The sequence below is a fragment of the Ruegeria sp. F5 genome (genome assembly GCF_056533845.1).
Genome location: NZ_JBQFOU010000004.1, coordinates 353,160 through 367,677, shown reverse-complemented (window position 1 = coordinate 367,677; position 14,518 = coordinate 353,160). Strand labels below are relative to the sequence as shown.

13 protein-coding genes and 2 pseudogenes are annotated in these 14,518 nt (G+C 54.0%); 5 read left to right on the top strand and 10 right to left on the bottom strand.

Annotated features, from left to right (window positions below; genetic code table 11):
- Positions 1-286: 286 nt before the first annotated feature.
- A pseudogene (locus tag ACR0K1_RS08875) lies at positions 287-596 on the top strand (DDE-type integrase/transposase/recombinase); the annotation flags it as partial.
- A gap of 49 nt (positions 597-645) precedes the next feature.
- Here ACR0K1_RS08875 and ACR0K1_RS08870 read toward each other — a convergent pair.
- The 4 genes and pseudogenes from ACR0K1_RS08870 to ACR0K1_RS08855 form a co-directional block, all read right to left on the bottom strand.
- Positions 646-1,348, bottom strand: a pseudogene (locus ACR0K1_RS08870) (PfkB family carbohydrate kinase).
- A gap of 230 nt (positions 1,349-1,578) precedes the next feature.
- Positions 1,579-2,493 (bottom strand): 2-hydroxyacid dehydrogenase, encoded by a 915-nt coding sequence (locus ACR0K1_RS08865; protein ID WP_480850068.1) that lies wholly within the window; start codon positions 2,491-2,493, stop codon positions 1,579-1,581.
- Complete coding sequence (locus ACR0K1_RS08860) at positions 2,493-2,849, bottom strand: hypothetical protein (protein ID WP_480850066.1); 357 nt, start codon at positions 2,847-2,849, stop codon at positions 2,493-2,495. The genes ACR0K1_RS08865 and ACR0K1_RS08860 overlap by 1 nt, the downstream gene beginning before the upstream one ends.
- Positions 2,846-3,184: a cupin domain-containing protein gene (locus ACR0K1_RS08855; RefSeq protein WP_480617677.1), complete on the bottom strand. Its 339-nt coding sequence runs from the start codon at positions 3,182-3,184 to the stop codon at positions 2,846-2,848. The genes ACR0K1_RS08860 and ACR0K1_RS08855 overlap by 4 nt, the downstream gene beginning before the upstream one ends.
- 441 nt (positions 3,185-3,625) lie before the next feature.
- Here ACR0K1_RS08855 and ACR0K1_RS08850 point away from each other — a divergent pair, with 441 nt between their 5' ends.
- Entirely contained in the window at positions 3,626-4,147 is a 522-nt protein-coding gene (locus ACR0K1_RS08850; RefSeq protein WP_480850064.1) for a glutathione peroxidase, read from the top strand.
- Positions 4,148-4,690: 543 nt separating this feature from the next.
- On the opposite strand, the gene ACR0K1_RS08845 is transcribed toward ACR0K1_RS08850, so the two are convergent.
- The 6 genes from ACR0K1_RS08845 to ACR0K1_RS08820 all read right to left on the bottom strand — a co-directional run bounded on the left by ACR0K1_RS08845 (position 4,691) and on the right by ACR0K1_RS08820 (position 10,856).
- Positions 4,691-5,500, bottom strand: a complete 810-nt coding sequence (locus tag ACR0K1_RS08845; RefSeq protein WP_480850062.1) for an NAD-dependent epimerase/dehydratase family protein — start codon at positions 5,498-5,500, stop codon at positions 4,691-4,693.
- A complete protein-coding gene (locus ACR0K1_RS08840) occupies positions 5,488-6,390 on the bottom strand; it encodes a hypothetical protein (RefSeq protein ID WP_480850060.1) in 903 nt (300 codons plus the stop codon). The genes ACR0K1_RS08845 and ACR0K1_RS08840 overlap by 13 nt, the downstream gene beginning before the upstream one ends.
- A 52-nt stretch (positions 6,391-6,442) precedes the next feature.
- Complete coding sequence (locus ACR0K1_RS08835; protein WP_010437236.1) at positions 6,443-7,438, bottom strand: substrate-binding domain-containing protein; 996 nt, start codon at positions 7,436-7,438, stop codon at positions 6,443-6,445.
- A gap of 56 nt (positions 7,439-7,494) precedes the next feature.
- Positions 7,495-8,481 carry an ABC transporter permease gene (locus tag ACR0K1_RS08830; RefSeq protein WP_174818509.1) on the bottom strand — a complete coding sequence of 329 codons (987 nt, stop codon included), beginning with the start codon at positions 8,479-8,481 and terminating at the stop codon, positions 7,495-7,497.
- Between the two features lie 2 nt (positions 8,482-8,483).
- Positions 8,484-10,079, bottom strand: a complete 1,596-nt coding sequence (locus ACR0K1_RS08825) for a sugar ABC transporter ATP-binding protein (protein WP_480850057.1) — start codon at positions 10,077-10,079, stop codon at positions 8,484-8,486.
- A gap of 105 nt (positions 10,080-10,184) precedes the next feature.
- A complete protein-coding gene (locus ACR0K1_RS08820; RefSeq protein ID WP_170546594.1) occupies positions 10,185-10,856 on the bottom strand; it encodes a GntR family transcriptional regulator in 672 nt (223 codons plus the stop codon).
- Between the two features lie 106 nt (positions 10,857-10,962).
- Between ACR0K1_RS08820 and ACR0K1_RS08815 the strand changes: the two genes are divergently transcribed.
- The 3 genes from ACR0K1_RS08815 (at position 10,963) to ACR0K1_RS08805 (ending at position 14,501) form a co-directional block, all read left to right on the top strand.
- A complete protein-coding gene (locus ACR0K1_RS08815; RefSeq protein ID WP_480850055.1) occupies positions 10,963-11,832 on the top strand; it encodes an SMP-30/gluconolactonase/LRE family protein in 870 nt (289 codons plus the stop codon).
- Between the two features lie 26 nt (positions 11,833-11,858).
- The gene (locus tag ACR0K1_RS08810) at positions 11,859-12,893 is read left to right on the top strand and encodes a sugar ABC transporter substrate-binding protein (RefSeq protein ID WP_480850053.1); all 1,035 of its coding nucleotides are present in this window, start codon (positions 11,859-11,861) and stop codon (positions 12,891-12,893) included.
- Between the two features lie 84 nt (positions 12,894-12,977).
- Positions 12,978-14,501 carry a sugar ABC transporter ATP-binding protein gene (locus tag ACR0K1_RS08805; protein WP_480850051.1) on the top strand — a complete coding sequence of 508 codons (1,524 nt, stop codon included), beginning with the start codon at positions 12,978-12,980 and terminating at the stop codon, positions 14,499-14,501.
- Positions 14,502-14,518 lie beyond the last annotated feature (17 nt).

Genomic DNA, 14,518 nt, shown 5'->3' with positions numbered 1-14,518 from the left:
AATCTAGCACCAAAAACCAGAGCGTTCGTGGATTACCTGGCGCGACGGTTTCGGGATTCCAAAGAAAACCAAAGGAACGGCTAACTACGTACAGAAACGATCGCGGCTGTCCAAATCAATCCAAACCCATCTGCTGTAAGTGCTTAATAGTCCGGCCGAAACCTGAAGAGAACTAATGGGGTATCTCGATCAGAAATCTGGCATTGGTCGGTAAATGCAGCATTGGTCACGGCCTTGTCAGAAGAGCTTTGGTTGAGCGGGCAGTGCGGTTGCGTAGCTTTTGCCCATGACCAGACCTACCTCTTTCAAATACTTTATAACCAATCCCGAGATCATCCGCCTTGCGGTGATGCTGTACTTCCGATTCCCGCTATCGCTTCGGAATGTCGAGAGATCTGTTACACTAGCGAGGCATCGACGTGAGCCACGAAACCGTCCGATACTTTTGGAACAGATTTGGCCCGATGTTTGCTGCCGGGATCAGACGGAAGCGTGTTCAGCAGCTGCGCGCATTATCGAAATGGAAGTGGCGGTTGGACGAGGGTTTCGTGAAAGTGAATGGCAAGAGACATTATTTTTGGCGGGCTGTTGGGTATGCCTAAGGTCATTCACCTGGTAGTGACGCGAGCGTCAACGACCTAAAATTCACAACAATATTGCACGACCCACAGCCGTTTCAATTCGATTTATAACGGCGCCCTTGGAAAGAACTACCCGTGACATCAGCGCTGGGCCTGAACAGACTGCCTCTTCTATTGATTGCTCGGAAAAACGGCTGGCGATGAACGCCGCATTAAAGCTGTCGCCGGCACCTATTGTATTAACTGGGTATTCAATTCGTTCAAACTTGAATTGTCGCGTCTCGTTTACTTTAGAGTAGTAAATCGGTCCGCCGCCTGTCTTCAGGAGAACACTCGGTGCTCCCAAAGCTCGCAGATTTAAGCGCCGGATCATGGGTTTTAACTTGCCAAAGTTCAGACACATCATCTTGGGATGGCAAAGCCAAAGTTGAAACGGCCAATGCTCGAGTGATCGATGTTCGGGCAAAGTCGGAGTCTTCCCAGAGAACCGACCTGTAGTTCAGGTCAAAGAAAACGTCGCGCCCGTCAGATTTGAGGTATTCCATCAGCCCAAGGAGACGAGCCCGAGCGTCTGTACTGAGAATCGCCAGTTTTACGGTTGAGACGAACAACGCCCGTGCATTTCTAACCGCGTTTTCTTCAAGCGCAGACAATTGTAGCAGGCCACGCGCTGCCGATTGGTCGCGCCAATAAGTGAATGAGCTGTCTCCGTTCTCATCGCATTCTATCGTGCTCAATCCAAGCGTTTTTGCGGGGACACTGGCTATGCAGTTTGTTTCTACGCCCTCACCGGTCAGATTGGACAGGACCCAATCTCACAAAGCGTCGTCCCCCAAGCCGTGTCACATATTTAACATTGCCCGGGCCGAGCACCTGGCCAAATAAATCGCCGTGTTCAGTGTGTCGCAACCATGCCCTTTTCGAGACCTCCCGGGAGAACCTTCGGACTGAGTCAGTTCGACCAGTGCCTCGCCAATAGATACGACCCGCGTCATTTTTAGAGCTCCAAGGGTGTTATAAGTGGCTTCCCGTCGAAGAAGGCTGCGAGATTGTCGATTACAAGCCGTCCCATCGCCTGTCGCGCATCCTTTGTCGCTGATGACTGATGAGGTGTCAGCACGACGTTTCTCATCTGCGCAAATTCCGGACGCGGAGACGGTTCATTCTCGAATACATCAAGCGCGGCACCCCCGATTACGCCCTCCTTCAGGGCAAAAACCAGGTCATCCTCGTTAACAATACTCCCGCGTGCGATATTGACTAGCAGTCCATTCTCGCCAAGTGCCTCAAGCACCTCGGCGTCTACTATTCCAGCTGTTTCAGCGCCGCCAGCCGCGGCGATAACGAGGATGTCCGCATCGCGGGCGAGGGCGGTTGCCGTCGCTCGATACTTATCTTCTTCTCCTGCTGCGGGTGCGCGTCCGGTGTACAATATTGTCATTCCAAAACCACGCGCCAATTCACCTATCCGCCGACCGATCCTGCCATACCCAAGAATTCCTAGGGTGCGGCCGCGTAAGCTGTAACCGAGACCAAGTTTGGACTTTGACCAGGCACCACTTCGCACATGATTGTCCCCTTCGACTACACGCCTGGCCGACGCTAGTATGAGTGCGACGGCGTTTTCTGCGACTGCGTCAGTCAACACGTCGGGAGTTGTGGTAACAACGATTCCACGTGCACGTGCTTGTTCAAGATCGATCTTGTCAACACCAACTCCATAAACCGCGATCAGCCGCAAGGCAGGCAGCTTTGCCATGATCTCACCCGGCAGGCCGATATTGCCTTTTGTGGCGACAGCCGTGACTCTTTTGGCTGAAGCCATTGCATCGGCCTCATCCACCGTTTCGAATCTGTCCCTGATTTCTTTGGTGATTTCTGGCGGTTGCAAAGGTGCGCGAAGCAGTATCATCAGCGTATTCCGATCAGGTCAGGCGCAATCCGCCGCGGTAGGCCGAGCGCGATCTCAGGGAAAACGATAGTCGCTAGAAGAACGCCCAACATGCCGGTCAGGTAGACCGTTTTCGGCCCCATGGATTTCAGCATAGCTAAACCTCCGATCTTCGATGCTATCTTCAGACACTGCCCGTAGGGTGGCGTGATGAGCCTGAAGCCAAGCGCCATATCGCCCACAATTCCAAAGTGAACCGGGTAGATAAAGGACAGCCTCAATGGCCTACCAGAGACGAGTTCGAATTCGTCAGACAGCACCCGGCGAAGGGCTGAACTGAACCCTTCAATCCACTCTTGGACAATGGATGAACTCATTTAAGGACTTCCATCGTAAACTTGTCGGATAAATGGACGCTAATGATCTCAAAGGGTCCTTTTCCTGAAGTCAAAACCGTATGTGGCGTATTTGCAGGAATAACCAAGATGTCGCCTTCTTTCACAACTGCCTCTTCGTCTCCAACAGTGACCCGAGCTTGTCCCTGACGCACCAGATGAACTTCGTCATATGAGTGCTTGTGGAACGGCGGTCCTTTGCCGGATTCTGTCACTTCATTGAAAAGAAACGAAATGCCCATTCCAGCGTTTTGCCCTTCGCGTTTTTCGTTCCAACCTTCGTCTGAGGCCCAATCAGTTCGCAAAAAAATGTTCATCTTAGTTATCCATTCTCCTGAGAGATGTCGCTCACCTAAAATTACAGCTTTACTTCCGAATTGTCCGCTTAGCAGGTTTTGGTGCGGTAAGAACCGGCTCAATCCGCATGAGTTTGTCTTACAATCGAACGATTTCAGAAGGCTAGGCCGCAAGCAGGATCAGGATCCATCTGAGTTTGGCTTAGGTTTCTGACAATTGGGCAGACGGGCCTCCAACACACGACCGATATCAAGTGCATTCGGTTAAAGCCGTTTTGGCAGAACTACTGAGAATTAGGGCAATTTCTGATCATGGGCCTGAAGTTACTTTTCGCATACTCCAAACTTTCAATTTTGGAGTTGCGACCATCGAGCTTAACGCGCAGCGCGCGCGATATCTCCGCAAAATGAAATCCACCCGTATTGATCTTGCGTATTCAAATAAAGAATTGGAGGCGTAGAATGTTGCGAGTAATTGTGCTTTGCGGCTTGATCTTGTTGGGCAAACAAGTGCGGGCTTTTGAACTTGATGCGCAGTTTGACTCGATCGACGGGGGAACGTTTTCGCTGTCAGATTGGCACGGCCAACCGGTTCTAGTGGTCAATACGGCATCACAGTGTGCGTTCACCCGTCAATACCGAGGGCTTCAAGACCTCTACGATCGGTATCGCAACCGCGGATTGGTTGTCGTCGCGGTCCCTTCGGATGACTTCAAACAAGAGTTGGCGACCAACGAAGAAGTGCGAGATTTCTGCGCGCTACAATACGGCATAGATTTGCCGATGAGCGTGATAACACGCGTGACTGGACCTGATGCTCACCAATTCTTCCGATTCTTGAAAGAGGAGGAAGGCTTCGTGCCACGGTGGAACTTCAACAAGGTCTTGATTGGCCCCGATGGCACGGTCGTCGAAACATTCAGCTCGACCGTTGATCCGCTTTCGGCCTCTATTACGAATGAGATCGAGGCACTCCTGCCGTGAACAGACGGATCACGCCACCCGTTCATCACAAAGTAAAAACACCCAAGTAATTGTGCGAGAACGGTCTGCGGCAGCACCTGACGTGATCCTTGTATTGGGGGATCAACTTTCGCCAAACATCGCGTCCCTGAACACGTCGGATCAAGCCCGCGACGTCGTCTTGATGGCTGAGAAAGGACATTGGGAATACAGAAACCGATGGCGGCTTTGTCCGCAAGGCGGTCACTCAGACAGAACGCAGCGAACGGCAGCTCTGAACCCAAAGTACCGAATGCTGGAGATTGCACAAATGTCCGCATCCGATGTTTAGGTGGCGCGAACTCAGATATTTACGCGCATGCCAGATTTGGTGCGATCCATAGCAACAAAAGTTCGAAAATTCCGGAGGTATTGTCAGAAGAACTTGGGTTGAGCGGGGCAGGGGTGTTATGTCGCTCTCCGTCGACCGCGAAGACGAAAACGCTTATCTTTTTAAGTTCTTAATTCGATACGAGGTTTCGAAAGCTGATTGTGCGAGACGCAACAATGCCCGGACCTTGTACTCTACCAATCCGGAAAACGTGTCGTGAAATAGCTGGGGAGTCGGACTGCAAACAGCCGTTTCAGCGTGGATCTTAAGACAATGCCCACTGTTGTTTTCGCGGGGCTTCCGTCCTTTGGAGAGTAGCCAATCGCTTGCCGCGTTTCGGTGATATCCCAGCGCATCCCCGGGTTATCTGACATTAGGTTCAGGGCTGCGAAGGAAATGTCCTTGGCATCTATTGCGGCGCGCATTCCGCCTAAAAAGTCCCGATCGCTCAGCCACATTTCCTGACCCCATCGGCCCATCGCCATATGCGAGCCGGGCTGATTGTCATGAGTCCATTGCGTCCATCCGATGCGCAGGCAGATGACCGACAGTCCTTGATGCTCGGCGAAATAGGCCCCTGTCCGTTCACAGAACAGCTTTGACATGCCGTAAGCGTTTACTGGCCCTGGTGGTGTCGTGCTGTTGAGAACGTCGTGCGTGAACCTTTTGTCGCCGTGAACCCAGTTGGAGCTGGCAAGAACCACGCGGCTGACGCCCATGGCTGCCGCATGGTGATAGAGAGAAAGCGTTGCATCCATATTGTGTTTGATCGCGGAGGCCCAAGTGGCGGAAGGCTCTCGGTCTCCGGCAAGATGCACGATAACGTCCACTCCCTTTAGCAAACTGACCCAACTGCTGTCGTCGGACAGGTCTGCGGTGTGAATGTCGGGATGATCAACGGGACGGATGTCGATGCCAGAGACGGTGTAATCGGAGTCGCTTTCTAGCACGTTGAAGAGTTTGCGGCCGAGATGCCCGCCTGCGCCTGTAATCAAGACATGCATGACAGGAACTCCTTGTTGTTTGTGAACCCCAATTGCATTTGGGTTGCATCTTCATCCGTCAAGACGCGGAACGTCTGCCGAAAACTCAGCGTTTCACTTGGTGCGAGCTTGCGTGCCGGGGAGTGCCACTCCGCTTCGCAATAGGCGTAATCGGCTGAATTAAAGACCTCAAACGGATAGTCGTGTGCAAATTGATCGCCCTTTTGAGGTTCTGGTACCGAGCACATTAGCAACGGGGCATCAGCGCCGCTCCGTACCAATGTACGACCGTTGGGGTTCGGTAGCCCGACCTTGAATTCCTGCTGTCTGTTGCAATCCACGACAATGCCTTTGCCGTGCGTAGCTATCATCCCTTCGGCAGAGCCAAAAACAGGATAAAATGCAGGGTCTTCCAATTCGACACCGACCTTGGTGGGGGTGTTAAGCATCATGACTGACCAAATGCCGGTCAGGCGCGAGGAGGTCCCATGGTTGACCACGATGTGTTCTATTTCCCAGCTTTCCGCCGAGGTCAGCGTGATGCGGCGCGACAATGACAAGTGCGAGGTCGGGCATAATGCGCTGGTCATGTCGATACGATTGCTGCTTCTTGAAGTGATCTGGTAAGAGCCGCTGTCCAACACGGGAAACGGAGCGCCGTTTACCCAGGATGCATCTGGGGCGATCCAAGTCTTCTCGCCGCCCCAGAGTGGAAAACCAAATTGTGGAGAGCGTGTGGGCAGATCAGTAAGCCGTGTGTCATCGACATCCAAACCGTCGAGATCTGCGTTTTGAAATAGGAGGGAGCGACCTTGGAAGTTTATATCCCATAAGCGGCCCCCGATGCCGGGCAGGAGTGTCAGCCGCAGATCCTTTTGCTGCAGGTGAAGAACGCTCCATCTGTCCGACATTTAACCCCTCCTATCGTTTTCCCGGCGCGATAGAATGCACCGGGACAATCGCTTAGGTGTGCTTGAACTGGACGACGTTCTCGGCAGTAATTGGCATAACCCCGGTTTCTACGCGCTCGGGTAGAGGATTGATGCCAGCCGCCTTCCAATCGGGCAAGACCTTCAGCGCGTCAGTGTTTTGCCAATGCATCATGTGGAAGGCGAGAAAGATCTCAAGATAGGATTTCTGCGCCACTGCGCCGTGAATTGTGCCGTCTTCGATATAGGGAAGCATATCATCATTTCGGTCCATCGCGACGATCTTGATGTCCTTGCGTCCCGCCTCATTCACGGCAATTGCAGCGCCTTTGCCGCTGTCGCCGTCCGTGCCGCCAATGCCAACAATATCCGGGTTCGCTTGAATGGCCTGAAGATAGGCTGTCGGCGCATAGGACGGGTCGGCCTTATCGTTGACGACGTCGACCACCTCGATATCCGGGTATTTCTCGGCAAAGATTTGTTTATACCCTTCGACCCGCTCCAATGTGGAGGGGGCAGGGAAAGTGCCGAGAATGACTTTGCCCTTACCGCCAATCGCTTGCGCCAGCATTTCGCCGCCGACACGTCCTGCCTGAACGCCGTTGATACCAAGGAATGTGGACCGGGGACTGTCGGGAATGTCGCCAATACAACATGTGACAGGAATACCGGCCTCAACCGCACGTTCGACGCCGGGGGCCAGAGTGGCCGGATCACCGGGGAAGATAAGGATGCCTGCGGGACGTCTTGCGATCAGTTCATCCAATTGGCGTGCTTGTGCGGCCGTGTCGAAATCCAACGGGCCCGTGAATGTGGCCTTGATGCCCATCAGTTCCTCAAGGTCTTCCATCGCATTTCGATAGTCCACCCAGAACGGCACCTGCGTGACGATGGACAGGAACACATACTCCTTGCCGGCCGCTTGCGCCATGGCTTCTTTGGACAGCATGGGCAGTCCGAACGCTGCGGCCAATCCAGCGGTGGTGCCCGCTGTCAGCAGCCTGCGCCGATTCACATTCAATTCAGTCATCGTAGTCTCCCTGTTTTGGATCTTTAGTTGTTGTTGAGTTTTGGAAAGCTTCGGGCTCAGCCCCGTTTGCTTCGGATCAGCATGTCCAAGGCGACCGCTGTAACGAGTACACCGCCGATGACGATCATCTGCCAGTAGATCGATACGGCCAGCATCGTCATAGTGTTGTTGATCAACGCGACGAAAACGACGCCGAGGAAAGCACCAAGAATAGTACCTTCGCCGCCGCGTAGGGATGCGCCACCGATGACAGCTGCTGCCAGAACCTGAAGTTCGATACCGTTTCCTGCCGTGGGCGTGCCGCTCATCAGGCGGGAGGCCAGCAATACACCCGCCAAAGCAGCCAGAATACCGGTCAGTGCGTACAGAATGATACGCACGCGTGTGACATGGATGCCTGACAACATCGCGGCCTTTTCATTGGCGCCGATGAAATAGACCTGACGGAAAAAGCGCGTATGGCGGACGGCCAGGTCAAACAGAACGACGAGCAGAATGGTGAACAAGACGATTACCGGAAAGCCGCCTATGTCAGCTTTGCCGATCCAGGCAAATGATGCCGGCAGGCTTGAGACAGAAAAACCTTCGGTCAGGACAAGAGCGATGCCTCGCGCGATCGACATCGTGCCGAGGGTCGCGATAAGCGGATTGATCCCGAGGCCGGTCACGAGCAAACCGTTCACTACCCCGACAATTCCACCCAACACTAATCCGCATACCACAGCGAGCGGAATTGGCATGCCAGTCAAAAGCAGCATGGCTACGACGGTAGAAGACAAAGCCATAACCGATCCAACGGAAAGATCGAACCCGCCGGATGCAAGTAGGATCGCCATACCGATCACGATGATCGCGGTGGGGGCCATGCCCACGGCCACGGCTCGAAAGTTCGAGAAGCTGAGGAAATAGGGATTAACGTTGGACATCACGATGATGATGGCGGCGATCAGAACGATCAGCGTCAGTTCACGAATATCAACAAACGCTTGCAAAACACGGCGCAGCAGCGGACGCTTCATGGGCAAGTTGGCTTGAGCGGTCATGGTCACGTCGCGACTCCTGATTGATTGGATTGGGGCGCATCAACAATTGGGGCGGAATTTCCGGCGGCCATTTGAAGAAGCGTGGTTTCGGTTGCCTCAGCGGCTGCGATGTCTCCCATGAGGCGACCGTCGTGGACGACAAGGATGCGGGTCGAGAGAGAGACAAGTTCGGGAAAATCGGATGACACGACGAGGATGGCCATTCCCTCGGCTGCTCGACGCAAAAGTTCCTTGTGAATTTGGAATTTGGCTCCGACATCGACCCCTTTTGTGGGCTCCTCAATGATCAGAAGAGCTGGCGCGCGTTTGAGCCACTTGGCCAACATAATCTTTTGCTGATTGCCCCCTGAGAGATCACCAACAAGTTCGTTAATCCCGCTGGTTTTGACACTGAAGGCGTCAATGGCTGTTTGGCTGGCTGCTTTGATCGAGCCCGAACGCATGAACCCAGCAGACGCATGATCGGAAAGACTGGCCGCGATCAGGTTGTCGCTGAGTGATTGTTCCAGAAAGAGGCCTTCAGTCTTGCGTTCTTCGGGAACAAACCCGACCCCAGCACGCATCGCCTGCCGCAAGGACGCAAAGTTAACAGGTTTGCCGTGAAGTCTGATCTCCCCGGTCGCGCCATGCATCAGCCCGACAATCGATCGAACAATCTCGCTACGGCGAGCGCCCATCAACCCCGCCATGCCTACAATCTCTCCGGCTTTAATGGAGAGAGAAATGTCTTCGAATTCACCTGGATGGGTTAGGTGTTGGACATGCAAAACCTCTTCGCCGTTAATCTTGCCTGACCGCGTGACATCACCGGGGTGAGCGCCGCCGATCATCTCGGCAACGACTTGTTCCTGAGAAGTTTCCGAAACCGGTAAAGTGCTGATGTGTCGCCCATCTCGCAAAACGGTAATGCGATCCGAGGTCTGGAAAATCTCGGCCATATGGTGGCTGACATAGACGATGCCAATCCCTTTTTTTGTCAGGGACTTTAGGACTTCGAATAGTGCCTCTACTTCGTCGGGTGCCAATGCAGATGTCGGTTCATCCAGCAAAAGGACGCGGGAATTCAACGACAGAGCCTTGGCGATTTCAACAATCTGGCGGGAGCTGATCGGCAAGTTTTCCACGGGTGTTGAGACGTCGATATCCAGACCGAATTCCGCCAGCAACGCCTCCGCTCGGCGGCGCAGTTCGGGCCAGTCAACTACGCCGAACCGGGTGGGTACGCGGCCCGCGTAGATGTTTTCCGCAACAGAGAGCGCGCCAGCGAGGCTGAGCTCTTGGAAAACACAGCCGATGCCCAGGGATTGCGCGTGCGATGGGCTTTCGACTCGCTGTTCCTTGCCGTCGCACAGGATACGCCCAGCAGAGGGTTGGTGAAGCCCATAAAACAGGCCGAGACAGGTGGATTTTCCGGCGCCGTTTTCCCCACAAAGCGCGTGAACTTCGCCGGGTCTCAATTCAAAGTCGACGCCATCCAAAACAATGTTCGTGCCGAAGCTTTTGCCAACCCGATCCAGCTGGATCAGTGGCTGTAGCCCTGGTGAATCAGGCTTCATTACTGGCGTCATACAAGCTTCCTCCCGCCTTTTGATTGGCATCTGATATCTCAGATGTCAACTGAAAAAGAAAAACCCGGGAGGTGCCCAAAAGAAAGGGGCGGCGTCGTTTTGGCCCGCCCCCGTCACAACGAAGCTACGTTTTTGCTAGGATGCGGTCGCTCCTTCGAGGACGATGGCGGCGCTTTTGTAGGCTTGTCTGGTGCGGTCAATATGCGCAGTGAGAAGAGATTTGATTTTGGCCATGTCGCCTTCGCGAACTGCAATAGCGATTTTCGAATGCTCATCGAAGGAGAGCTCAGTATGCTGTGGCAGCTTCGCCAAATGGGTTCGCAATGCGGCAATCTTACCGATGTAGCGTGTATAGCTGGCCGTCAGGTAGTCGTTACCTGCATGTTCAAAAATCAATTGATGAAATGCGGTATCCAGTGAAAGGTAGCCCTTTTCATTACCTCGCCTGCGTTCTTTCTCCATGTCCTTCACGACACGCTGCATGTCGCCGGCAAGACCTTCCGGGTTCCGCAACAACGCAAGTTCAAAGGCGGCAGTTTCGATAGCCTGTCTGAAATCGCAGATCTGAGTCACTTCCGGCTCAGACAGCGAAAAAACGCGTGCGCCTTTTTGAGGCTCGATACTGACCAACCCTTCGTCACGTAATTGAGCGAGTGCTTCGCGGACTGGCGATTTCGATACGCCCAACTCTTCGGAGATTTTTCGCTCCGACAAAACCTGACCCATTTTCAGGGAGCCATCGATAATACTATTCCGCAAATGTTCCAGTGCGAGTTCACGCAAAGACTTGGGTCTCTCAAGCGCCATCTGAGGATATCTCCAAAAAAAGGTGTTGCCAGATGCAAGATATCTGATACACCAGATTAGGCAAGCTGGTATATCAGATATCAGAATGTACTTAGGAGATCAAAAAGTGCGCGCAGAGTTGGTCGTCGATTGTAAGAACCAGCACGGGGAAGGGATTTTCTGGAATCCCGCCGATGGTCTTGTCTGGTGGACCGACATTGAAGGTTGTGCGCTTTGGTCATTTGATGCTGCAACGTTAGAAGCTGCCTCTCATGAGATGCCGGAGCGTGTGTGTTGCTTCGCGCCGCGCGCGTCTGGCGGTCTGATTGTTGCTTATGCTGATCGAGTTGTCTTGTTCGATTCGCCCAATAGCGAGGAAACCCTCGTGGCACGATTCGAGCCGAACAATCCGGAGACACGGCTGAACGACGGGCGAACCGATCGCCAGGGGCGATTGATTGTTGGAGGCATGAACGAAGTTTCTGGTAAGGCCGATTCGTCAGTCATCCTCGTCGATAAAGACTTGAGTGTGCGGACGATTATCGAAGGAGTGTCTTGCGCCAATTCGACTTGCTTTACATCCGACGGTGAGACGATGTTCTTCGCGGATACTCCGGATCGGGAAATCGTCGCATTTGATTACGACACCCGCAGTGGAACCGTTTCGAACCGTCGGCGGCACGCTTCTTTCAATGATGAGCCCGGCTTGCCTGATGGGTCCTGTGTCGATGCCGAAGGGGGCGTCTGGAACGCCGAATGGGAAGGCCATCGCGTTGTTCGCATCGCACCTGATGGCACGATAGATCGCGTGCTCGAGGTGCCGGTCTGGAAGCCCACCTGTTGCGCTTTCGGTGGCCCTGATCTCGACACGCTGTTCATCACGACCTCAAGGCTGATGAGTGACGAAGCAGCTTTAACAAAAGAACCGGAATCCGGCGGCCTCTTTGCTGTGAAACCCGGCGTTCGTGGCGTGATCGACGCGCCATTCAAAGGATAACCAACGAAATTCTGGAGGAGAAAACTATGTTGAAAACGCTTTTCACCACTACGCTTGCCGCGGGGTTCGCCACGCTGGCAACGGTCGCTCTGGCGGAAAATTATCCAACACCGGTTCCACTTGAGGACGGGGCACAAGCGCCAATCGATGCAATAGAACCCAAGAACGATACATTCCGGATCGCGTATATGCCGCCGGCGACCGAGTTCAACTACTACATCGCCATCGGTGAAGGTATCAAAGCGGTTGCTGCTGAGGCCGGGGTCGAAGTCTTCATGCTTGCGCCCCAGTCCGGTGCGGACATCAACGGCCAGATGGGTATGATCCAGGATGTGCTGACGCAGGATGTGGATGCGATCATCTTTGGTACACACGATGAATTTGCTGCCGCACCACTGCTTAAGCAGGCCGTCGACAAGGGCATGGCAGTTTTGATGATCAACTCGGACATCCCGAACTTCCCGACACCCATTCATGGCGTTGTCGGGTACTCTCAGCGGAACGGTACGCATGCTATCGCTGATTGGGCCATTGAGACTTATGGTGATCAACCGTTGAAAGTAGGCATCATCGAAGGGCAGCCTGGCTATCACTCGACCGAGCGGGTGGGCGGCTTCCTCGACGGTATCGAGGGCAACGAAAACTTCGACGTTGTGGTGTCTATTGACGGTAAATGGAACGTTGAAGGCGGCAACACAGCTGGCATGGATATCCTGCAGTCGAACCCCGATCTCGACATGATCTTTGCGGCGAACGACTACATGATCATCGGGGCATCTTTTGCGGCGAAAGCGCTTGGCCGCAGTGACATCGTCCTTTTGGGTAATGATGGCGACACGTCCGGCCTTGAAGAAATTGCGGCTGGCAACATCACGGCAACCGTCAACACCTCACCGTTCTTGATGGGTAAAGCGGCTATGCACGCAACCATTGATGCGCTCAACGGGTCCTATCCCGGCGGGTGGATCGAAACGCCCACATCAATTGAAGACAAAGACGGAGCGATAAGCGTGCTGCAAGAGCCAGAAAAGCTCTTCCCGCAGCCGTCCAAAGAGTACTGAGATTTCTCCCCGCTTCCCGGTGGCGCGTGCGCGTGCTGCCGGGTCGCAACTCAACCGAGTTTCACTTTTGTCGAGGCAATCGCAATGACACCCGCAGCGCCACTTTGGGAGTTTGTCGATATCACCAAGGCCTATCCTGGGGTTTTGGCGAATGACAAGGTTTGCATCCGGCTTATGCCCGGTTCCATACATGGGCTGCTGGGTGAAAATGGCTGTGGCAAGTCGACTATGATCAAGACTCTGTCCGGCGTGCAGCAACCCGATAGCGGTCAAATCCTGCACAATGGCAAGCCGGTCACGATCAGCGACCCGCAGGCGGCACGTGAATTGGGTGTCGCAACAGTTTTTCAGGAATTCTCGATCGTACCCGCCTTGTCGGTTGGCGAGAACATCTTCCTTGGCAATATGCCTCGGTCCCGCTTTGGTGTGATCGACTGGACCAAGGTCCACAACGAAGCCGCTCGCGTTCTGGCGGAAATGGATGTCGATGTTTCTCCCGAGACCATCACCGGCTCGCTATCGGTAGGCGAGCAACAACTGGTCGAGATCGCGAAAGCCGTCGCGATGGACGCCCGCATGATCATTCTGGATGAGCCGACAGCGGCATTGGGTGAGGATGAAATTGAGCGCCTGCACCAGCTACTGCGTAATATGCGTGAGCGCGGCACCGCTATTCTCTATGTGTCGCACAGGCTGGATGAGGTTGAACGGATCGTTGATGAAGTGACGATCCTACGCAACGGCTGTGTTGTGCGTGCAAGTGGCGAAACCAAGATCAACGTCTCTGAGATTGTCAGCGCAATGGTCGGTGAGGACATTGGTGAGCATTATCCGAAGGAGCAGAACGCGACCAAGGATATTGTGCTAGAGGCGGCGGGTCTGGCCACCCATTCGGGCGTGAAAGATGTATCGTTTTCGTTGCACCGGGGTGAAGTTCTGGGCTTGGGTGGTGTATTGGGCAGTGGCCGCACGGAGATTGCCCGCGCCCTATTCGGGACAGATGAGCTAACCGCCGGGCAGATATCACTGAACGGCAAACCAGTTCGCTTTCGCCGGGAAATTGATGCGATCCGTGCGGGTTTGGCGCTTGTTCCAGAGAACCGAAAGTTTGATGGGTTGTTCTTCAATTTCCGCGCAAGCGGGAACGTCACCGCAGCGTCCCTCGGCGGGCTAAGCCGGTTCGGTGTTTTGAATCTCAAGGCGGAAGAGCAAGCCACCCATGACCTGATCCGCGATCTGGAAATCTCGACCCAGGCTGAGGAAAAGACGGTCAACTTCTTGTCTGGTGGTAACCAGCAGAAGATTGTAATTGCACGCTGGCTGTTCTCAGCCTCGGACATTCTGATCCTTGATGAGCCGACGCAGGGGATCGATATCGGCGCTAAGATCGCTGTTTACAAGCTGATTAACAGGCTCACGCGGGCGGGAAAATCGATCATTCTAATCAGTTCAGACCATGATGAGTTGCTTGCGATGAGCGATCGGATTGCCGTCGTGCAGCATGGAACGATAGTGCGCACGGTCGATGCATCCGACCTTACTCATGACGATCTTGTTCGCGCGTCCGCCGACACCCCCCAATCCAAGCCTAAGGAGGCTTTCGCATGAAGCGGATCTTTGACACC

Coding starts and splice junctions, on each gene's coding strand:
- ACR0K1_RS08835 (WP_010437236.1), bottom strand. CDS start 7,438: ATGACTGAATTGAATGTGAATCGGCGCAGGCTGCTGACAGCGGGCACC.
- ACR0K1_RS08865 (WP_480850068.1), bottom strand. CDS start 2,493: ATGATACTGCTTCGCGCACCTTTGCAACCGCCAGAAATCACCAAAGAA.
- ACR0K1_RS08825 (WP_480850057.1), bottom strand. CDS start 10,079: ATGCCAATCAAAAGGCGGGAGGAAGCTTGTATGACGCCAGTAATGAAG.
- ACR0K1_RS08820 (WP_170546594.1), bottom strand. CDS start 10,856: ATGGCGCTTGAGAGACCCAAGTCTTTGCGTGAACTCGCACTGGAACAT.
- ACR0K1_RS08805 (WP_480850051.1), top strand. CDS start 12,978: ATGACACCCGCAGCGCCACTTTGGGAGTTTGTCGATATCACCAAGGCC.
- ACR0K1_RS08860 (WP_480850066.1), bottom strand. CDS start 2,849: ATGAGTTCATCCATTGTCCAAGAGTGGATTGAAGGGTTCAGTTCAGCC.
- ACR0K1_RS08850 (WP_480850064.1), top strand. CDS start 3,626: ATGTTGCGAGTAATTGTGCTTTGCGGCTTGATCTTGTTGGGCAAACAA.
- ACR0K1_RS08845 (WP_480850062.1), bottom strand. CDS start 5,500: ATGCATGTCTTGATTACAGGCGCAGGCGGGCATCTCGGCCGCAAACTC.
- ACR0K1_RS08830 (WP_174818509.1), bottom strand. CDS start 8,481: ATGACCGCTCAAGCCAACTTGCCCATGAAGCGTCCGCTGCTGCGCCGT.
- ACR0K1_RS08840 (WP_480850060.1), bottom strand. CDS start 6,390: ATGTCGGACAGATGGAGCGTTCTTCACCTGCAGCAAAAGGATCTGCGG.
- ACR0K1_RS08855 (WP_480617677.1), bottom strand. CDS start 3,184: ATGAACATTTTTTTGCGAACTGATTGGGCCTCAGACGAAGGTTGGAAC.
- ACR0K1_RS08810 (WP_480850053.1), top strand. CDS start 11,859: ATGTTGAAAACGCTTTTCACCACTACGCTTGCCGCGGGGTTCGCCACG.